Origin of the sequence: Citrobacter sp. BIDMC107, from assembly GCF_001037575.1 — a bacterium.
GTDB lineage: Bacteria > Pseudomonadota > Gammaproteobacteria > Enterobacterales > Enterobacteriaceae > Citrobacter > Citrobacter freundii.
The window spans coordinates 3,969,940-3,989,845 of sequence record NZ_KQ089848.1 but is presented as its reverse complement, the minus strand read 5'-3'; the positions used below and the strand labels follow the sequence as shown (position 1 = coordinate 3,989,845).

Here is a 19,906-nt window from a genome sequence, read left to right as displayed (position 1 = left end):
TTTTACCTAATATTTGATTCAACATGTTTAAATATAGTTTTCGCGTGTTCATTAAACTTCATAACATGAATATGCTCATCACTATGTTTGAATTTCTCAGGAATAGGGTTATATACATATCTTATCTCAGCATCCCATCCGTTATACAGTTTTTTCACTTCAGGGCTTATAGTTTCTTTTCTATCGATCAGTATTAGCCCAGGATATTCTCGATTAAAAATCTCGTCATACATTGAAAATTTATGATGTTTTATTTTGTTATTATACGTTATACCCTTAGAATTAATTTTAGTAATATCCATATCTTTATCATAGCCAATTAAAGCATAGATGCCATATTTTAGGACGCACTCGATGACATACCCAGAAATGTAATATAAATTGAGAGTTAATCTTTTAGTTGCACCATTATTCAAGGGTTGTTGTTGCAATTGAATAGATAGTGAGTCGTATAAAACTTCACTTGTTTGAACATGTTTTCTAGCAGCACTTAGATACTCCCTGTACTTCATTATAACCTCCTATATGAATTTTCAAAAATGTAACTTTAAGTTTTATTTATTGAATCCTATACACAAAATAGGTACAAGTCACCTATTGAGTTACGCAACATGTGACAGGCTCCCCATGAATGAATACTCCATGTTGCAAGTAGCTTCCGCTTTTGGCACAAAAGCTGACTGTGTGGTTAGGTTTAACTCAGATAAGTGACATCGTCAGCCCATATCTTAGCTGAAACAGTTAGCGGGCTATAACCGGTATACGTAGAATAACGAAAAACAAGAGAAACGCGCCAGCAACAGCGCGTTCTGTATCAGGTAAGTTGGCTGGTATCTATGGTATCCATCCAATCGGGTGCAATTCCCAAACATTCCGCTATCTCTCCGTCGGTCATGTCTTTAGTTGAGAAATTCGCCAGAGAATCGTTAACTTCAGTATAGTCGGGAGAAAGTAGCAGGCATTCCCGCAACTCTTTCAGGTCTTTTTCCATCTTAACACTCCTTGTTAATAGACCATCGAACGATGGTGCAGATTTTTGCCATCCTTGTACTGGCAAGCAAGCCCACCAACGCAACAAATTATCTCATGTGGTTAACACGGTGTCGGGGTGTTTTTTTCGATTAACTCAGCACTTCACTGTAACTGCCAGCCATCATCCTAGTCTCAATAGGGTATACCGTAATGACAGGGTGACACAAAGTCTCAATAGGGTTTCCTAGGAACATTTTGGCTAAACAAAATGCCTTATGTATCATTTGGAATTATATTCACAACCCTATTGAGACAATACAATGAACGTTAGAATTTACTGCCGAGCATCAACTGAGGGGCAACACGCTGATCGAGCACTTACCAGCCTACGTGAATTCTCAAAATCAAAAGGCTGGCAGATTGCAGGAGAGTACGTAGAAAATGCTAGCGGGGCGAAGCTGGAGCGCGTAGAGCTAATGCGGCTATTGTCCGAAGCCCAGCCCGGCGATCTGTTGATAGTGGAAGCTATAGATCGTCTGAGTCGCCTAGAACATAGCGCATGGGTTGAACTGAAAGATACGCTCAACCGAAAAGGGTTAATCATCGTATCAATGGATTTGCCAACGAGCTGGCAGATGGTCGAGATGGCAAGCAATGACCTAACCAGCGGCATCCTGAGAGCTGCAAATGCCATGTTGATAGATATCCTTGCCACAATGGCGCGACAGAATTACGAAACACGCCGTAAACGCCAACAGCAAGGCATAGAGCGGGCTAAAAGCGAAGGCATATACATTGGCAGGGAGAAAAATCAGGAAGCGCGAGAGATCGTTAGAGAGATGCTGGAGCAAGGAGTAAAACCTGAACTCATCATGAAGGCAGCAGGAATCAGCCGAGCGACTTACTACCGGATAAAAAACGAGCTGGTAATCATAAAATCGGAATAAAATTTGAAAGGTCGTCAGGCTTGTTTCATCTGCTAAAAGCCAGTATTTCTGACCACAATGCCTGGGGCACCTACTGGGGCACCCACCAAAATCGAAATAGAAATAATATACAATTCAAGTTGTTAGTTTATTTTTCGATTCCTGCTGGGGACACTCTGAAATTAATGCATCCTGTTTAAATCCAATCAATTACCAGCCAGTTCATCACTGGGCCAGGCGGTAGAACGGCACATTCCTCACTGTTGCAGTAAGATTGTCGGACACCATTGTCTGCTTTGTAGCTATCCGCATCCCTGCTTTTCTCAGCCTCAACACATCAGCGGCAATACGCTGGCTGCCAAACCAGAAAAGCCCATCCAGCGCAGTGACATCAAGGCCCGATTCAAGTGCCAGCTTCAGACGTTCGCGTGGTGCTTTTACTGTTTTAGCAATCTGCTGATATGGCGCTTCGCTTGAACCTGCAGGACTAATGCGCCGGATTCGATGCGACAGGCGGTACTGAAATTCATCCGGTATCCCACCGAGACTCGCTTTCAGGCTGTAAACACAACCAAAGCGTTTGCCGTTAAAGATGACGTTTTTCTGACTAAGCTGCAGCTCTTCACGCACGCTGGCAATCAGTTGCGGAGTACGGAGTAATAACAGGCGGAAAGGCAACTCAAAACTGGTCACGTAGTCCACATTCAATAAAGCAATACGCAGACGCTCTTGCGGTCCCGCCTTCAATTCGCGACATTCAGTAATAACATCAGCCCACTGGCCGGTAAGGCGGGAACTCTCAGTCGCCTCAGTAAAGCTGTATTTTTCAGTCTCATAATCAATACGTTCAGTCACACGGAATTCCCTTCTGGCCACATCTCGGTATCGGTTGTTCACTTTACCAGCGACAAGATTGCTATGTCAGGAATCTTTGCTTAACCCACCCAATATTTGCTTCATACCATCACACTAAGATGACGACAACTGACCGATCCGGCGCGTTTACCGGATCGGTACAGCGGCGTCATGTCAGACAACAAAACGATTGACCAGCCCCTTCATGGTGACCGACAGATTGTCCAGCCGCTGGCTGTCGCTCGCGGCCTGAGAAACCAGCGCCGCATTTTGCTGCGTAACCTGCTCCATCGGTCGCAGAGCCTGGTTTATCTGGGTTACCCCTTGCGACTGTTCTGTCGCCACGCGCGCGATATCCGCAATATATTGCTTCATACTGGTGGTATTGTCCGCTGCCGCTTCCAGCGCGGTAGCTGATGCCGTGACCCGCTCAACGCCCTCACTAATTTTAACCATGTTCTGCGCAACCAGCTCGCGGATCTGGTTAGCTTCTTTGGCGCAACGCTGGGAAAGATTCCGCACTTCACTGGCCACAACCGCAAACCCCCTGCCCATCTCTCCTGCCCGCGCAGCTTCCACTGCCGCATTCAGCGCCAGTAAGTTAGTCTGAAACGAGATATCATCAATTGAGGTCACAATATTCGATATTTTCTCACTGGAAGCGCGAATATCCCCCATACTCTGGTTCGCCGCAGTGGCAACGTTACTGGCCTGTCGGACCTCTTTTTCCAGCCTGATTGTCAGATGCTCCGCTTCGCGGGCATTATCCGCTGTTTGCGTAATCGCAGTTGATAGCTGCTCCATACTGGCCACGGCTTGTACTATTGATGCAGCCTGTTCATCTGTACGTTGAGCCAAATCCTGATTTCCCACCGTAATACTGCTGCTGGCATCGGACAAAACCACGGCGCCTTGTTTAATCTCCTGTACGATATGCTGAATACTTTCCAGCATCGTGTTATAGGCACGATTAAGTGAGGAAAGCTCATCTTTACCCGGCGTCGCCAGACGTTGAGTCAGATCGCCATTCATCCCCGCAATCTTGCGCAGCGTGTCGCTGAATTGGCTATGCATATTGATTGCGATGGCTCCAGCGAAGGTCAATGATGCCAGTAGCGCTAACAAGCTGACGACCATATATATTTGCCAGTTTTTTCGTGCATCCTGCGCGAGTTTTTCTGCATTCGCCAACAGAAGATTCGCCGTCACATTTTCTATCTGCCGCATCACTTCAATACGCTGAGTTTGTACTTTGAACCAGGTAGTAGGATCGACACCAAATCCACCGTTCTCGACATGATTAAACGCGGTTTCACGAAATGAGAGGGCTTTTGACGCTTCTGCAGATTGTAAGCGATTTTTCAACATGGCCGCCTGTTCAGGCGAGCTCAGGCGCAACGATTGTGCCAGCCAGACGTTCTGTTTACTGACGACATCACTGAGCTGATGTAACTGTCCGTCGGCGAAATGACCGGAGGAAAAGATATTTGATAACAGTGCCCGTTCAATACCCGCTTGTTCTTTCAAATTCAGCAGATTGTAGTAGGCGGCAAATGCGTTTGCCATTTCGCCAGAATCCGTCAACTGCCCCAACTTGCCGACAAAACTCAGCACATCAGCAATGGCGTTGGTGTAAAACTTAACCACATCTGCGGCCGGAAGCCCCAACTGCGTGACATTTTCCCGGATGGTGGCGAGCGAAAGAATGTTTTTCTTAAACGCAGCGACAGAGGTAGCAACATCCCCTTCCGGTAATGCAGTATCGGACAACGAGCGCACGAATACCTCGATCTCGCGATCGGTCAAAGCCCGCTGCGCGTTTAACTCATCTTTGAACGTAGTCCCTGCAGCCCCCAGAAATCCGACACTCATTCCCCGTTCTTTTTGCAGTTCATGCACCACATTTCCAGCACTGCGTGCGAGCGCTGTCAGTTGGGCAATATTCTCCATCTGCCGTTCTGTCTCAATACGCGTCAATATTCCTGAACCTGCAAACCAACACAACGCCAGTAATAGTGGTTGTAGCGCGATTATTAACTTCATTTTCATCGGCATTCGATAAACCCACCACATGCCACTTCCCTCCATTGTCCATATTTTCATTATGGTTATCGGCGTAAAGAAGCGGCTCTTTAAATTTGAGCAATGGGCAACTGTTTGTTTTTTAGATTAAATATTTACCAGGATAACTCTATTTAATTACTTCAATCAGAATAAAACGCTGTCTAATGTGAATCTGCAAACCTATGCTCCATCTTATTAACTTATTCGGCATATTATTTTTTATTAAAAAAATCAGGTAATCATCAACTGATTCAGCAAGGGAGAGAGACTCAGGACAGTGATAGCAGCCGAGATAACAGCCGTGACTACGGCCATCATTCTGGCGTCCCACCGAACGTTAAGGTTATAATCCTTACAATGATTTTTTGGATTAGAAGCGACAATGACAAAACTTACCCTACAAGAACAGATGCTTAAAGCGGGTCTGGTCAGCAGCAAAAAAATGGCGAAAGTGCAGAGAACGGCGAAAAAATCGCGCGTTCAGGCTCGTGAAGCCAGAGAAGCGGTTGAAGAGAATAAAAAAGCGCAGATCGAGCGTGATAAGCAACTCAGCGAACAACAGAAGCAGGCCACGTTGTCTAAAGAGTATAAAGCGCAGATCAAGCAACTAATTGAAATGAATAAAATCACCATTACCCGTGGCGATATTGGTTACAACTTTACTGACAATAATCTGATCAAAAAAGTCTATGTTGATAAGGTGACTCAGTCTCAGTTGATCAAGGGCCGTCTGGCTATTGCCCGTCTGACGGCTGAAAGTGGTAGCGAGAGCGAATACGCCATCATTCCGGCAGTCGTCGCCGACAAGATTGCCCAGCGCGATGCAAGCTATATCGTGCTTAATTGCGAACTGAGCCAGGAAGCTAAGGATGAAGACGATCCGTATGCTGATTTTGTCATTCCTGATGATCTGATGTGGTAAGCAAAACCCCTCAATAATCACCCGGAATTTCGTCACATATTTCGGTGAACGCTCACGCCGCCACCGAAATACTGTCAACGTCTCTTCATCCCCACATTCCGCCTGCTAAAACTTATAGTGTTCTTTGCTCAGTCCGTATTTTCTCATGCGTAAATAGAGTTTTTTACGCGGGATTTGTAAATACTCCGCGACTTCATTAATACGCCCCTGATGGATATTTAGCGCTTCAGTAATGATCTGCCGCTCGTACTCGTCGACCCGACGATCGAGCGGTGTCGGTTGAGGCAAATGCAGTTGCGGATTCGCGGTTTCAGCCAGTGGCAATAGCCCAACGGCAAAAAGCTCGGCGGCATTGGCCAGTTCCCGAACATTGCTTAACCACACGCGACGCCGCATACCTTTTAGTAATTCCCCGTCAACCTCAGGCACAGGATGGTTCAGACGCAGACAGGCTTTCTGCAGATAATGGCGAAACAGCGGTTCAATATCATCCGGGCGCTGAGACAACGGCTGGCAACCAATTTGCGTCATCGCAAAACAGTAATAGAGTTCGGCCACAATCTGGTTGGTTGCCGCCAGTTCCACCAACGAAGTGGCGCCAATGCCAATTAAGCGAAACGGACGTCGTTCCTGGCTTTGCAAATGCACCAGCTGGTGTTGCTGTTCACGCGCCAGGCACTCAATATGGCTCAGAACCAGCGTTCCCCCTTGCGCCTGGGCAATAAGGTCATTGAGTTGTTCCGAGTTCCCGGGCGTCAGTTCACCGCGAATAAACGCGCCTTCAGCGCTGCGCCCAAGTTGATGTAAATAACGGGCCCCGGTCATACGCCCGGTTCCCGGCTCGCCATAAAACCAGACGGCAATATCCGTTTCCGCCAGTTGCCGTAAACGCTGGCGATACTGATTAACCCAGTCACTGTAGCCGACCAGTTCAACTTGTAGCTTTTGCTGGCAATAGTGACGACGTGCAATCACAGATTTTCTCTGACGCAACGCATCCTCTACCAACACCAGCAGTTTGCCAGGATCAACCGGTTTTTGCAGAAAGTTCCACGCCCCTTTCTTCACCGCGTCCACCGCCATCGGAACATCGCCATGCCCGGTGATCAACAGGATCGGAAGCTGATTGTCATCCTGATGAAACAACGTCATCAGGTCGATTCCATTACAGCCAGGCATACACACATCGCTCAGGACAATCCCTGGCCAGTCGGCCTGCAACCAATTTCGGGCATCAAAAGGGTTACTGCATGCGAATACATGATATCCCTCCTGTTCAAGCAACAGAGTGTAAGCGTCGAGAACATCGGCATCATCATCAATAAGCAGAACAGAATATTCATCACTCAACATCGTTTACATCCGTCAGATTAAATTGCAGAACGACGCAGGCATTGCGCCCCGGGGTTGACGCCAGGCGCAGTTCGCCGTTCATTTGCATCATTAACGATACACAAATCGATAAGCCAATACCGAGGCCAACATCCTTACTGGTGGTAAACGGTTTTAACAGTGATGGTAATAATGCCCCAGGCCAGCCGGGGCCGTTATCGCTGATAAATACGCACAACCGGCTGCCTTCGGCCTGCCAGTGAACATCTATTTTCGCCGCTACCGGACAGGCATCCAGCGCATTTGCCAGGACGTTTACCAGCACCTGCTGAATACGCACTTCATCACCAGCCACCCACACGCTCCGATCTGGGAGCGTCAGCGTACCCTGCTGTGGCTTATGCCGCATGGACAACAGTTCCCAGGCAGCATTGAACGTTTGTCGGAGATCGACCGGATGCAGAGGCGTACCAGGCTCGGCTCGGCGCGCAAACTGACGCAGCGAACGGATAATGGCATCAATGCGAGTAATCAGTCCCTCCGCTTTGGTTAATGTGCTTCTGGCCTGAGCGGATTGCCCCTGTTCAATTGCCCTCCCCGCCGTAAACAGGTACATCGACAGCGCATTCAGCGGTTGATTAATCTCGTGCGCCAGCGTGGTCATAGTCTGGCCGACCACTGCCAGTTTTGCGGTTTGGATCAGCTCATCCTGCGTTGCGCGAAGATCGGATTCAATCTCTTTGCGCTCTGTCACTTCCTGCTCCAGCTGATTTTTTTGCGCGCTCAACTGGCCCAGAGTATGGCGCAGCAAGCCTGCGATACGCCCCAGTTCATCGCGTCCATATACCGGGATAGTGGCATCCGTTCTGCCAAGACCAATTTGCACCACGGCCTGGTTGAGCGCAGTAAAACGTTTCACCAGACGCGAACGAATGAAAAAGTGATTAAGCCCCCAGGCGAGAAGTAGCGCCAGCAGCGTCGCCAGCAGGATAAGTCCACCGCTGACACGAACAATTTGTTCCAGCCGTTGGTTAAACGTCTGCATTTGCTGATGGCTGCTCCCCAGTTGCGCTTCAAGCAGTGTTCGAAAGCGCCCAAGTGTGTCCTCTCTGGCATGGCTGGCATCAACGAGCGCTTTTTGCGCTGCGACATAATCGCGCATGGTATCGGGCATTTTATTTTTCATCATCCCGATTTCCAGCAGCTCATCGATAGTTTGTCGCAGTGTGATAGTGCTGGGCCAGTCATCAAGGGTACGGATATTTTCATCCGCCGTTTTCTTCAGATTTTCCAGGTAGCGGATGTGATTCTCCACCAGCATTCCGTCGTCGCTACCCGATTTCAGTTCATTAAGCCTGTCGCGTAAATCATCAACGATCTGGTTTTCAATTCTTGCCAGGGTGTAAACCTGCTGCTGCTCGTTTTGCACCTCTCGGGCACGTTTGAGATACAGCGCCGCATCACCATTTTTGGCCTCGATTTGATCCAGCAACGTCCCCTGCTGCCAGGTAAAATCCTGCACCAGTGAATTCAGCTCAGTAGTAAAATCATCATGTAGCCAATCAATGCGCGCGGAAAGTTCGCTCACTTTTTCGCGTACAAGGAACATGTTGTAGAGCACCCGATCCAGTTCCGCCATCAGCGCCCGGCTGTCTTGCAAAATCACCGCCAGTTGCTGCTGTTCTGCTGGTTGCAACCCCCTGCTCAGCACTTCGATTTTATCCAGATGCGAGATTATCTGATTGCGCAGTTGCAGCCTTACCGTCGTATTGGGAGCCAGCAGGAATTCATTAAGTTGGTCCACAACCAGGTTGAGATTCCCTTCAATCAAAAAAGCGGAATGCACGCGCGGGAAGTAATCATCAAGCGAATAGCGTATCTGCGAGCTCTGTTCATGCCAGGAGTACAAACTGACGCAGCTTACGCTCAACGTCAGTAATGCGCCCGTCAGAAAGGCTCCTCGCAGACTGCTGCTGATGCTGAGCTGACGCAGACGGTGCAGTATCGATCCCCCTTTCATTTTAATTCTTCCAGTTTTGATATCGCCTGACGCTGATTTTTAAGAAACCAGAGCTGCCACTCCATCATCTGCTGTTCGGCAACGCTTTTATTATCAAACTGCGCAAGCCAGGCTTCATCTTCACTACTTTTGGCATCTATCGGAACGCTGGTCAGTAAGGCTCTGATTTCGGGTAGCGGGCGTTTCAGGCGAGCTTCCGCACTGTATAGCGCCCGCCATGCATCCTTTAGTTGCGCAAGACGAAAACTGATTGCGGTATCAAACATCCGCTGCACCAACTGTTGCCGCTTAAGGATCAGCCGATAATTAAGCGCAGGCTGGTTCATTAAAATAGCCTGCTGAGCAGCGCGGGGATTATCAGATGCGAGCTGCGTTACCGGGTATTTCCCCGTATTAGCATCCGCAAGGATCCGCTGTCCCTCCGGGCTTAACAAATAGCGGATAAAACGACGCGCTTCATTGGGGTGCTGGCTGTTATTGAGAACAGCAACATAGGTTGGCGATACTGCCGAGCGTGGAAAATAGGTAAACGCCAGGTGAGGATCGTTAAGCAACAAGTTAGCATAATTATCAATGACCGGCCCCGCAACGCCAAGGCCGCTCTTAATTTTGTCGGCTACGCCAAAACTGCGTGATGAAATCGTCACCAGATTTCCAGCACTCGCCAGTAATGTCGCCCAGCCCTCTTCCCACCCTTTTTGCTGTAGCAACGACTCAACCATCAGATGGTTGGTATCGGAACGCGACGGGCTACTCATTAACAAAGCGTTCTGATATTTAGGATGCGTTAAATCCCCCCAGTCAGCAGGAGGCGACAAATGACGCGCCGCCAGCGCAGAACGGTTAATCAATAGGCCAAAACCAGATATCGCAACAGCCACGGAGGTAGAACGAATCGAGTCCGGCACCAGCCGCTGGCTTTCCGGCAGCACATTATCGAAGGGCGCCAGCTTCTGATGCTCCTGAAGATGCTGCAACAGCATGGGCGACGAGGTCAAAATCAAATCGACGTTCTCCGCATTGGCAGTATCAAGCAGTTGTTCCAGTGAACTGCTGGTCCGGTTTAATGTGCGAATCATCACCGACCCCGGTTCCGTCTGCCAACGCTGAATAATCCAGGCCGTTGCCCCCGGTGAAAAGGTTGTTGCCATTACCAGCTCTTTACCCTGCGCCAGACAACTCACCGACAGCGACATAAAACAGAGCGAGACCGCCCAACAACGCCCCCGGTCCAAAAGTCTGTTTGTGATCCCGTTCATAAATACCAACATGTGCAAAAAATAATATTGAGACAAAACTTACCCGTTTATCACTGCCAGAGTGAAGAATAAGGTTATTCGTAGAATAACCAAACGGAAAGTGACGGCATCGGTAAAGAATACCCGAAAATGCAGCCTGAATTTGTTAATATCCGCACACGCTGATGATAAAAACGTCCGTAAAAGAATAGAATTTAAAATCCATTATTTAAAAAGAGTCAAAATCAGCCACGCAATCCACAAATTGTGTCAATAGTGACTCATTTCATCAACTTGAGTTTCTCTGCCGTCTATTTCACTCTTCACTGCGAAAAATCCTGATATTCACATCAATATAAATTTAGGTGATGATATGTTATCAATATTTAAAGCAGGGCCAGCGGCAAATAAAGTCCCGGCGGAGAAAGTCCAGGAAACTTATGGCCGATACCGCATTCAGGCATTACTCAGCGTATTTCTTGGCTATCTTGCGTACTATATTGTGCGCAATAACTTCACGCTCTCAACACCGTACCTGAAGGAACATCTGGATCTCAGTGCCACACAAATTGGTCTACTCAGCAGCTGCATGCTTATTGCTTATGGGATCAGTAAAGGCATTATGAGCAGCCTGGCAGACAAGGCCAGCCCTAAGGTCTTTATGGCATGCGGCCTGATTCTGTGCGCCATTGTAAACGTCGGTTTAGGATTCAGTACCGGATTCTGGATTTTTGCCGCTCTGGTCGTTTTCAATGGTTTGTTCCAGGGTATGGGCGTTGGCCCTTCATTTATTACCATTGCCAACTGGTTTCCGCGTAAAGAACGTGGACGCGTTGGCGCATTCTGGAATATCTCTCACAATGTTGGCGGTGGTATTGTTGCCCCGATCGTGGGTGCCGCCTTTGCCATTTTGGGGAGCGAGCACTGGCAAAGTGCCAGCTATATTGTTCCGGCCGGTGTGGCCGTCCTGTTCGCTTTTATTGTGCTAATGCTGGGGAAAGGTTCACCACGCCAGGAAGGCTTACCGGCTCTGGAACAAATGATGCCGGAAGAAAAAGTCGTATTAAATTCCCGACACGCTGTCCAGGCGCCAGAAAATATGAGTGCCTTCCAGATCTTCTGCACTTATGTGCTGCGTAATAAGAATGCCTGGTATGTTTCACTGGTAGATGTCTTCGTCTATATGGTGCGTTTTGGCATGATTAGCTGGTTGCCTATTTATCTGTTAACCGAAAAACATTTTTCGAAAGAGCAAATGAGCATCGCTTTTCTGTTTTTTGAATGGGCGGCAATCCCTTCCACATTACTGGCGGGTTGGCTTACCGATAAACTGTTTAAAGGCCGTCGCATGCCGCTGGCCATGATTTGTATGGCGCTGATTTTCGTCTGTTTGATCGGCTACTGGAAAAGTGAATCCCTGCTGATGGTCACTATTTTTGCCGCCATTGTGGGTTGCCTGATCTATGTTCCACAGTTCCTCGCTTCTGTTCAGACGATGGAAATCGTCCCCAGCTTCGCAGTGGGGTCAGCGGTAGGTTTACGCGGATTTATGAGCTACATTTTTGGCGCGTCGCTGGGAACCAGCCTGTTTGGCGTAATGGTCGACAAAATGGGATGGCATGGCGGATTCTATCTGTTGATGGGTGGGATTGTCTGCTGCATCCTGTTTTGCTACCTCTCTCATCGTGGCGCGCTGGAGCTCGAACAGCAGCGAAAAAATGCTCAGCAAGAGGAAGCCTCACTCCAGTTGGCGGATGCCCGGTAATTCATTTCGCTCTCACAAAAAAGTGCCAGCGATGCTGGCACTTCAATAACTCAGATAAATAAAAAAGCTCAACGTGATAATTTATTGCTAAACGTAACATTCCAAATTATTGCTTACCGTAACCCACCATAAAGCGAATAATCAAACCGCAAGCAGGAGCAAGAAACAGGAATAACCCGGTTACCATTTCGTTACCGTTGGTCAATCGCATAGTAAAAAAGTAAATTAATGCCGTAAGGATGGCCATGCCGAGAAAAGCGCTGATTGACGCCGCAGCGCCCATAACCTGCCAGATATAGCAACTGACGCACAAAATGCTCAGAGCGAGAAAGATCCAGAAATAGAGCATAGCGATACCTCCTGTTTGCCGTAAACTTAACGTAAGTCCTTACACTCCCTTAACTTTATATTCTAAGACAATTCCTATCCTCGTGCAATTTCAGCAACATCTTAGTTACAAAAATCCTTCACCTGCATACTATTACTCTCTCGGGCAGACATTTATTTAATCTGCATAAAAACAACGGATTATATATAGGTTAATTTTTGTTCTTAATCGCCTTAAAAACATTTACGAATCTTGAGTAATTATTTCTGGCTGACATTAATTTTCGGGTGTACATTGTGCGTCCGATCATTCATGCCCCCTCGTGGTTTTGTCCTGACTCAGTTTTACACTCTTTACAGGAACCAATGTCGTTCATGGCGGCCTAACGATCAGTACAGAGAGTAAAGCGAAAGACAAAGAATCTTCGCGATACATCTATTTCGTATCAACAACAGGTGCTTATGTTCCCCCAATGTAAATTTTCACGCGCGTTTTTGCATCCGCGCTACTGGCTCACGTGGTTTGGTGTTGGAGTGCTCTGGTTACTGGTACAGCTTCCCTATCCCGTATTGTGTTTTCTTGGTACCCGTACAGGAACGCTGGCTCGTCCATTTTTAAAACGCCGTGAATCTATTGCACGTAAAAATCTCGAACTCTGTTTCCCAAATTTGTTGCAGGAAGAAAGAGACAAACTGGTCGATGAGAATTTCCGTTCACTCGGCATGGGGCTACTTGAAACAGGTATGGCCTGGTTCTGGCCGGACCGTCGGGTGCGTAAATGGTTTGATGTAGAAGGACTGGACAACCTGAAACGCGCCCAGTTGCAAAATCGTGGCGTGATGGTTGTAGGCGTACACTTTATGTCGCTCGAGTTGGGTGGCCGCGTAATGGGGCTTTGTCAGCCAATGATGGCGACCTATCGCCCGCACAACAATAAGTTGATGGAGTGGATCCAAACCCGCGGTCGTATGCGCTCCAACAAGGCGATGATCGGCAGAAATAATCTGCGTGGTATTGTCGGCGCTCTGAAAAAAGGAGAAGCCGTATGGTTTGCCCCCGATCAGGACTACGGTCGTAAAGGAAGCTCGTTTGCCCCCTTCTTTGCCGTCAAAGATGTGGCAACCACCAACGGTACCTACGTGCTGTCGCGTTTGTCGGGTGCAGCGATGCTGACCGTAACCATGGTGAGAAAAGCAGATAACTCTGGTTATCGCCTGTTCATCACGCCTGAAATGGAAGGTTACCCGGCTGATGAGTGCCAGGCAGCGGCCTATATGAATAAAATTATCGAAAAAGAGATCATGCGCGCGCCCGAGCAGTATCTCTGGATCCACCGTCGCTTCAAAACGCGCCCGATGGGTGAAGCCTCGTTGTATATCTGAAAAGAAAGGCCGCAAGGCCTTTCTTTTTTTCTACGGCTGAATTACTTCACGCCCCATTTATTGTGGAGTTCAGTCATTCGTTCGCTATAGCTTCGGGCAATGCAGGCTGGCTCATCATCCTTCTCCTTCCAGCACTCGTTGCGTCCTTTGATCCAACCGCGCTGCTCTGCTTTTAACATCGGATCATTCTTCGATTTAGCCAGTGCCTGTTTAAAAATTTCGTTCAATTTCAGATCCATTGCAGAGAGCGATGGGCTCTGGCAAATAATATCTTCCGCACTTCCCTTTTGAACAGCAGAGCAGGAGTAAGACGGACCAGCGTTGGTCGATTTTTTCGCTGGAGAGTAATCAATATTGTCCTCCGGCAGGCAAACCCCGTGCTTACGATTAGGTCCAGTCCAGGATACGTCCGGATTTCCGTCATCTTTGCGGGAGATAGAAACGGTATTTTTACCACTTGTCGCCTCCCAATAGTTTTCATCGAAAGCCTTAACCGTCGCCTTCGCGCCATCGATCCAGACATTGCCTTTACCATCACTATTCACACCACCAATACTTGCGCAGCTGAAATTGAACGCCAGCGGCGAAGCCGCCATCGACGTCAACGGCGTAAGAGCGAGTGCTAACATCATTAACCTGGTCATTTTTAACCTTTTCATTATTAAATTCCGCGAAAAATTAACCGCATTAACATCATGGCGATATGAGAACTATCCGAGTAAGCATTCCGTCGCTCAATAGCAATTTATTACCGAGAGAAATTAAACTGTCGCCGAATCACGACACTTGTAAGTTATTAAAATTAAATAAAAAAATGCCTCTTGTCTCACCTCATTTTTAGGCGTACATTAGCGCCGTCTGGAGCATTAAAGCTCAGAATTCTGAGGTGATGCAGCCAAGTAAACGAGGGGAATTCTCCATTTCGTTTATGCGTGCATCAGCTCTCTGTCAGGTAAGCATATGTTCATTTAGACATACCCAAGGTATGCGGAGAGATGAAAAGTGAAATATTTCTTTATGGGCATTTCTTTTATGGTCATCGTTTGGGCCGGTACTTTCGCCCTGATGATCTAAATTAAAAGACGCAGCAAAAAACAGGAGCCATAAGGCTCCTGTTTGCATTTTGGGGGAACATTCTGTCAGTCGGTACTTTCAGAAGTCGATTTTGCACTGGTCGGTAACAGGCCATCTGCGCGGAACATTGCTTTGATACCGCGAATAGCCTGGCGGGTACGGTCACGGTTTTCAATCAACGCAAAACGCACATGCGTATCACCATAATCACCAAACCCAATCCCCGGTGAAACGCATACCTTCGCTTCGTTCAGCAGTTTCTTGGCAAACTCAAGTGACCCCATCCCGGCGTATTGCTCTGGAATTTTCGCCCAAACGTACATCGAGGCTTTTGGCACCTCGACCATCCAGCCAGCTTCATGCAGCCCTTTGACCAGCACATCACGACGACGTTTATATTGCTCTGCAATATCTCGCACGCACTGCTGATCGCCTTCCAGCGCGGCGATGGCCGCAACCTGTAACGGTGTAAAGGTTCCGTAATCGTGATAGCTCTTAATTCGCGCCAGCGCGTTTACCAACGTTTTATTGCCCACCATAAAACCGATACGCCAGCCCGCCATGTTGTAGCTTTTCGACAGGGTGAAAAATTCAACTGCGACATCGCGAGCGCCCGGTACCTGCATAATCGACGGCGCTTTCCAGCCGTCATAAACAATATCAGCGTAGGCCAGGTCGTGAACCACCAGCACGTCATAGCGTTTAGCCAGAGCCACAACTTTTTCGAAAAACTCCAGCTCGACGCATTGTGCCGTCGGGTTCGACGGGAAACCTAAGATCATCATCTTCGGTTTCGGATAGCTTTCGCGAATCGCGCGCTCCAGCTCATTAAAGAAATCGACGCCTTCGACCAGCGGCACAGATCGTACCTGCGCGCCGGCAATCACCGCGCCATAAATATGGATGGGATAACTTGGGTTGGGTACGAGGACCGTATCACCGTGATCGAGCGTTGCCAGCATCAGGTGCGCAAGTCCCTCTTTGGAACCGATGGTCACAATGGCTTCGGATTCAGGATCGATCTCAACGTCATAGCGTTCCTGGTACCAGCGGGAAATCGCCCGACGCAGACGCGGAATACCGCGAGAGGTGGAATAACCGTGCGTATCCGGGCGCTGCGCCACGGTACACAGTTTTTCAACAATGTGAGGAGGCGTGGCCCCATCCGGGTTCCCCATGCTGAAGTCGATAATATCTTCGCCGCGCCGACGCGCAGCCATCTTCAGTTCAGCCGTGATGTTAAAAACGTACGGGGGAAGGCGATCAATACGCGTAAAGCGACGTTCAGGGCGGGAGTCAGCCATAATATCCTCAGATTAACGTTAGCGCCCGGACCGTCCGAGCGACGCTGCCACGATGGTGGCACGTTTAGAAAATAGCCTGAATAATTTCCTTCTGTCGAGAGGCAAAACAAAATATTTTTTCCTGACAAAAAAGAGGAACAACATAGTAAAATGAGGAAATATTCATTTTCACAACCCGCTTAAAATTACCATCATTTAACATTTTGTTGTTAAATACATTACCTTGAACACAGCGCTGACAGGACAGGTATTGTAAATACAACAATCATGCAACAATCCCCTTTTAATATTATGGTTTTTCCTCATTAGGCACAGGCTGCGTGGGCACTGGTCATCCTGGCCCAGGTTACCTATCATAGAGGTTTAACCCTTGCGCAAGAGTCACCCGTGCACGAAATATTCAATATGCTGCTGGCGGTATTTGACCGGGCAGCACTGATGCTGTTCTGTCTGTTTTTCCTGATTCGTATCCGCCTGTTCCGCGAACTGTTGCACAAATCAGCCCACTCCCCAAAAGAGCTGCTCGCCGTTACCGCGATTTTCTCAATGTTTGCCCTGTTCAGTACCTGGTCCGGCGTACCGGTTGAAGGCTCACTGGTTAACGTGCGTATTATCGCGGTCATGTCAGGGGGGATTCTGTTTGGTCCGTGGGTCGGTATCATTACAGGCCTCATCGCGGGTACCCACCGCTATCTGATCGACATCGGCGGCGTCACCGCCCTGCCCTGTTTTATCACCAGTATTCTGGCAGGCTGTATTGCCGGGTGGATCAACCGTAAGATCCCTAAAGCGCAGCACTGGCGAGCTGGCATTTTAGGCGGAATGCTGTGCGAATCCCTGACGATGATCCTCGTCGTCGTCTGGGCCCCCTCTACCGCACTGGGACTGGATATTGTCTCAAAAATCGGTATCCCAATGATCCTGGGCAGCGTCTGCATTGGCTTTATCGTCATGCTAGTGCAAAGCGTGGAGGGCGAGAAAGAGGCCAGCGCCGCAAAGCAGGCCAAGCTGGCGCTGGATATTGCCAACAAAACCTTGCCGCTTTTTCGGCAGGTTAACAGCGAGTCGCTCCGCCAGGTATGCGAAATTATTCGCCATGACATCCATGCGGACGCCGTCGCAATTACCAATACCCAGCACGTTCTGGCCTACGTTGGCGTGGGGGAACTTAACTACCGTGATAACGATGATTTCGTCAGTCCTACCACTCAGCAGGCGATCAATTACGGAAAAATCATCATTAAAAACAATGATGAAGCGCATCGCACACCGGAAATACATTCCATGCTGGTGATCCCGCTGTGGGAGAAAGGCGTTGTCACCGGTACGCTAAAAATCTACTACTGTCACGCCCACCAGATAACCTCCTCGCTGCAGGAAATGGCTATTGGCCTGTCGCAAATTATCTCGACTCAGCTTGAAGTTTCCCGGGCGGAACAGCTACGTGAAATGGCAAATAAGGCAGAGCTACGCGCACTACAAAGTAAAATAAATCCTCATTTCCTGTTTAACGCCCTGAACGCAATTTCGTCGTCGGTGCGACTTAACCCGGACACCGCACGCCAGCTCATTTTTAATTTGTCGCGTTATCTTCGCTACAATATCGAATTAAAAGACGATGAGCAGATCGACATCAAAAAAGAGCTGTATCAAATCAAGGATTACATCGCCATCGAACAAGCGCGTTTTGGCGACAAACTAACGGTTATTTATGATATCGATGAAGAGGTAAGCTGTTATATTCCCAGCCTGCTGATTCAGCCGCTGGTAGAAAACGCTATCGTCCATGGGATTCAGCCCTGCAAAGGGAAAGGTGTGGTCACCATCAGCGTGGCGGAGTGTGGTAACCGGGTACGGATAGCCGTGCGGGATACGGGCCACGGTATCGATCCAAAAGTGATTGAACGGGTCGAATCCAATGAAATGCCGGGCAATAAAATTGGTCTGTTGAATGTGCACCATCGCGTTAAGCTGCTCTACGGTGAGGGATTACATATCCGCCGTCTGGAGCCAGGCACTGAGATTGCCTTTTATGTACCGAATCAGCATTCGCCCGCAGCCGCACCGGCCACATTGTTGCTTTAACCAGGAGTGAAGTCGTGAAAGTCATCATTGTTGAAGATGAATTCCTGGCCCAACAGGAACTGAGCTGGCTGATAAAAGAGCACAGCCAGATGGAGATTGTCGGCACGTTTGACGATGGTCTGGACGTGCTGAAATATCTCCAGCACAACCGCGTTGACGCCATTTTTCTGGATATTAATATTCCCTCGCTGGACGGCGTATTACTGGCACAAAATATCAGCCAGTTCGCGCATAAACCCTTTATTGTGTTTATTACCGCGTGGAAAGAGCACGCCGTTGAAGCCTTCGAACTGGAAGCTTTTGACTACATTCTGAAGCCGTACCAGGAATCACGCATTGTCAGCATGCTGCAAAAGCTGGAAGCCGCCTGGCAACAGCAGCAAACGGGAACTTCGCCCGCCAGTCCGGTGGCCCGCGAAAACGATACGATCAACCTGATCAAAGATGAGCGGATCATCGTGACCCCGATCAACGACATCTACTACGCAGAAGCCCATGAAAAGATGACGTTTGTCTACACCCGGCGCGAATCGTACGTGATGCCGATGAACATCACCGAATTTTGCAGCAAACTGCCGGCTTCGCATTTCTTCCGCTGCCACCGCTCGTTCTGCGTGAATCTGAATAAAATCCGCGAGATCGAACCCTGGTTTAACAATACCTATATTTTGCGCTTAAAAGATCTGGAATTTGAAATCCCGGTTAGTCGGAGTAAAGTGAAAGAGTTCAGACAGTTAATGCACTTATAGCGCAGAGAAAGAGCGATGAAAGAGCCAGGCCTTCCCGCAGACCAACAGTTTTTCGCCGATCTGTTCAGTGGCCTGGTGTTAAACCCACAGCGTCTGGGGCACGTGTGGTTCGCAACCCAGCCCACCACGTTACCGACCGGCAGTTTATGTATTGATCTTCCGCGCCTTGATATCGTGCTACGTGGGGAATACAGCAACCAACTGCAAAAACAGCAGCATAACCTGGCAGAAGGCGACATGCTGTTTATCCCGGCGAAAGCGGCCAATCTGCCCGGCGGCGACAAACCCGTGATGCTGCTGAGCCTGGTTTTTTCTCCGGCATGGCTGGGACTCTCTTTTTACGATAATCGAACCGCATCGCTGCTTCGTCCGGTACGCCGTATTGAGTTACCCCATCCACAGCGCGGCGAAGGCGAGGCGATGCTCACCGCATTAACGCATTTAAGCCGCTCTCCTCAGGCCCAGGATATCATTCAGCCGTTGGTGCTTAGTCTGCTGCATCTGTGTCGTAGCGTGGTGAATACCCGCCCAGACACTGAGCGCCCACGCGCTGAATTTCTCTATCATAGTATGTGTAATTGGATACAGGATAACTATGCCCAGCCGCTGACTCGCGAAAGCGTGGCGCAGTTTTTTAATATCACACCCAATCACCTGTCAAAAGTGTTTGCCCAGCACGGCACTATGGGGTTCGTCGAGTATCTGCGGTGGGTAAGAATGGCGAAGGCGCGCATTATCTTGCAGAAATACCATCTGTCGATTAGCGAAGTCGCACAGCGGTGTGGATACCATGACAGTGATTATTTCTGCCGCCTGTTCCGGCGTCAGTTTGGCCTGACGCCGGGAGAGTACGGCGCGCGTTTTCAGTCAGCGCGTTGATTATGTCAACA

18 protein-coding genes are annotated in these 19,906 nt (G+C 48.7%); 8 read left to right on the top strand and 10 right to left on the bottom strand.

The window, feature by feature from the left end; translation table 11 throughout:
- Nucleotides 1-2 precede the first annotated feature (2 nt).
- Both SK39_RS18505 and SK39_RS27405 read right to left on the bottom strand, forming a co-directional pair.
- Nucleotides 3-512, bottom strand: a complete 510-nt coding sequence (locus SK39_RS18505; protein WP_048217299.1) for a hypothetical protein — start codon at nt 510-512, stop codon at nt 3-5.
- Between the two features lie 302 nt (nt 513-814).
- Nucleotides 815-991 (bottom strand): hypothetical protein, encoded by a 177-nt coding sequence (locus SK39_RS27405; protein ID WP_165351553.1) that lies wholly within the window; start codon nt 989-991, stop codon nt 815-817.
- 301 nt (nt 992-1,292) lie between these two features.
- On the opposite strand from SK39_RS27405, the gene SK39_RS18500 reads away from it, so the two are divergent.
- The gene (locus SK39_RS18500; protein WP_048217298.1) at nt 1,293-1,919 is read left to right on the top strand and encodes a recombinase family protein; all 627 of its coding nucleotides are present in this window, start codon (nt 1,293-1,295) and stop codon (nt 1,917-1,919) included.
- A 204-nt stretch (nt 1,920-2,123) separates the two neighbouring features.
- Here SK39_RS18500 and SK39_RS18495 read toward each other — a convergent pair whose 3' ends face one another.
- Nucleotides 2,124-2,753, bottom strand: a complete 630-nt coding sequence (locus SK39_RS18495) for an ECs1377 family protein (protein WP_003028217.1) — start codon at nt 2,751-2,753, stop codon at nt 2,124-2,126.
- Between the two features lie 174 nt (nt 2,754-2,927).
- Entirely contained in the window at nt 2,928-4,826 is a 1,899-nt protein-coding gene (locus SK39_RS18490; protein WP_048217297.1) for a methyl-accepting chemotaxis protein, read from the bottom strand.
- Between the two features lie 373 nt (nt 4,827-5,199).
- Here SK39_RS18490 and SK39_RS18485 point away from each other — a divergent pair, with 373 nt between their 5' ends.
- Entirely contained in the window at nt 5,200-5,739 is a 540-nt protein-coding gene (locus SK39_RS18485) for a DUF2058 domain-containing protein (RefSeq protein WP_003839289.1), read from the top strand.
- Nucleotides 5,740-5,844: 105 nt separating this feature from the next.
- Here the strand turns inward: SK39_RS18485 and pgtA are convergent, their stop codons facing one another.
- Genes pgtA through pgtC form a run of 3 tightly spaced genes read right to left on the bottom strand, consistent with a single transcriptional unit; the run spans nt 5,845 to nt 10,287 of the window.
- Nucleotides 5,845-7,092, bottom strand: coding sequence for a two-component system response regulator PgtA (gene pgtA, locus SK39_RS18480; RefSeq protein WP_048217296.1), 1,248 nt, complete (start codon nt 7,090-7,092; stop codon nt 5,845-5,847).
- Nucleotides 7,082-9,076, bottom strand: a complete 1,995-nt coding sequence (gene pgtB, locus SK39_RS18475) for a two-component system sensor histidine kinase PgtB (protein ID WP_171279032.1) — start codon at nt 9,074-9,076, stop codon at nt 7,082-7,084. The genes pgtA and pgtB overlap by 11 nt, the downstream gene beginning before the upstream one ends.
- 11 nt (nt 9,077-9,087) lie before the next feature.
- Entirely contained in the window at nt 9,088-10,287 is a 1,200-nt protein-coding gene (pgtC, locus tag SK39_RS18470) for a phosphoglycerate transport regulator PgtC (RefSeq protein WP_103790837.1), read from the bottom strand.
- 415 nt (nt 10,288-10,702) lie between these two features.
- Between pgtC and pgtP the strand changes: the two genes are divergently transcribed.
- Nucleotides 10,703-12,094, top strand: a complete 1,392-nt coding sequence (gene pgtP, locus SK39_RS18465; protein WP_003028229.1) for a phosphoglycerate transporter PgtP — start codon at nt 10,703-10,705, stop codon at nt 12,092-12,094.
- Between the two features lie 106 nt (nt 12,095-12,200).
- Here the strand turns inward: pgtP and SK39_RS18460 are convergent, their stop codons facing one another.
- Nucleotides 12,201-12,443, bottom strand: coding sequence for a YfdY family protein (locus SK39_RS18460; RefSeq protein WP_003028231.1), 243 nt, complete (start codon nt 12,441-12,443; stop codon nt 12,201-12,203).
- Between the two features lie 440 nt (nt 12,444-12,883).
- Between SK39_RS18460 and lpxP the strand changes: the two genes are divergently transcribed.
- A complete protein-coding gene (gene lpxP, locus SK39_RS18455; RefSeq protein ID WP_032936530.1) occupies nt 12,884-13,804 on the top strand; it encodes a kdo(2)-lipid IV(A) palmitoleoyltransferase in 921 nt (306 codons plus the stop codon).
- A 41-nt stretch (nt 13,805-13,845) separates the two neighbouring features.
- Here lpxP and SK39_RS18450 read toward each other — a convergent pair whose 3' ends face one another.
- Nucleotides 13,846-14,463 carry a lysozyme inhibitor LprI family protein gene (locus tag SK39_RS18450; protein ID WP_032936529.1) on the bottom strand — a complete coding sequence of 206 codons (618 nt, stop codon included), beginning with the start codon at nt 14,461-14,463 and terminating at the stop codon, nt 13,846-13,848.
- Between the two features lie 343 nt (nt 14,464-14,806).
- Here SK39_RS18450 and ypdK point away from each other — a divergent pair, with 343 nt between their 5' ends.
- Nucleotides 14,807-14,878: a membrane protein YpdK gene (gene ypdK, locus SK39_RS27180; protein ID WP_010723117.1), complete on the top strand. Its 72-nt coding sequence runs from the start codon at nt 14,807-14,809 to the stop codon at nt 14,876-14,878.
- 65 nt (nt 14,879-14,943) lie between these two features.
- Here ypdK and alaC read toward each other — a convergent pair whose 3' ends face one another.
- On the bottom strand, nt 14,944-16,182 hold the full coding sequence (gene alaC / locus SK39_RS18445) for an alanine transaminase (protein ID WP_003028236.1): 1,239 nt from the start codon (nt 16,180-16,182) through the stop codon (nt 14,944-14,946).
- Between the two features lie 387 nt (nt 16,183-16,569).
- Between alaC and SK39_RS18440 the strand changes: the two genes are divergently transcribed.
- The 3 genes from SK39_RS18440 to SK39_RS18430 are packed head-to-tail and all read left to right on the top strand — an operon-like array spanning nt 16,570 to nt 19,895.
- Nucleotides 16,570-18,267, top strand: coding sequence for a sensor histidine kinase (locus tag SK39_RS18440; RefSeq protein ID WP_003028239.1), 1,698 nt, complete (start codon nt 16,570-16,572; stop codon nt 18,265-18,267).
- Nucleotides 18,268-18,281: 14 nt separating this feature from the next.
- Entirely contained in the window at nt 18,282-19,016 is a 735-nt protein-coding gene (gene ypdB, locus SK39_RS18435) for a two-component system response regulator YpdB (protein ID WP_032936528.1), read from the top strand.
- Nucleotides 19,017-19,031: 15 nt separating this feature from the next.
- Entirely contained in the window at nt 19,032-19,895 is an 864-nt protein-coding gene (locus tag SK39_RS18430) for an AraC family transcriptional regulator (RefSeq protein WP_003839254.1), read from the top strand.
- The last annotated feature ends 11 nt before the right edge of the window (nt 19,896-19,906 follow it).

Excerpts from the sequence above, each read along its gene's own strand:
- SK39_RS18460 (WP_003028231.1), bottom strand. The coding sequence starts at position 12,443 with ATGCTCTATTTCTGGATCTTTCTCGCTCTGAGCATTTTGTGCGTCAGT.
- alaC (WP_003028236.1), bottom strand. The coding sequence starts at position 16,182 with ATGGCTGACTCCCGCCCTGAACGTCGCTTTACGCGTATTGATCGCCTT.
- SK39_RS18500 (WP_048217298.1), top strand. The coding sequence starts at position 1,293 with ATGAACGTTAGAATTTACTGCCGAGCATCAACTGAGGGGCAACACGCT.
- pgtA (WP_048217296.1), bottom strand. The coding sequence starts at position 7,092 with ATGTTGAGTGATGAATATTCTGTTCTGCTTATTGATGATGATGCCGAT.
- lpxP (WP_032936530.1), top strand. The coding sequence starts at position 12,884 with ATGTTCCCCCAATGTAAATTTTCACGCGCGTTTTTGCATCCGCGCTAC.
- SK39_RS18485 (WP_003839289.1), top strand. The coding sequence starts at position 5,200 with ATGACAAAACTTACCCTACAAGAACAGATGCTTAAAGCGGGTCTGGTC.
- pgtC (WP_103790837.1), bottom strand. The coding sequence starts at position 10,287 with ATGTCGCTGTCGGTGAGTTGTCTGGCGCAGGGTAAAGAGCTGGTAATG.
- SK39_RS18490 (WP_048217297.1), bottom strand. The coding sequence starts at position 4,826 with ATGTGGTGGGTTTATCGAATGCCGATGAAAATGAAGTTAATAATCGCG.
- SK39_RS27405 (WP_165351553.1), bottom strand. The coding sequence starts at position 991 with ATGGAAAAAGACCTGAAAGAGTTGCGGGAATGCCTGCTACTTTCTCCC.
- SK39_RS18505 (WP_048217299.1), bottom strand. The coding sequence starts at position 512 with ATGAAGTACAGGGAGTATCTAAGTGCTGCTAGAAAACATGTTCAAACA.
- SK39_RS18450 (WP_032936529.1), bottom strand. The coding sequence starts at position 14,463 with ATGAAAAGGTTAAAAATGACCAGGTTAATGATGTTAGCACTCGCTCTT.
- SK39_RS18430 (WP_003839254.1), top strand. The coding sequence starts at position 19,032 with ATGAAAGAGCCAGGCCTTCCCGCAGACCAACAGTTTTTCGCCGATCTG.
- pgtP (WP_003028229.1), top strand. The coding sequence starts at position 10,703 with ATGTTATCAATATTTAAAGCAGGGCCAGCGGCAAATAAAGTCCCGGCG.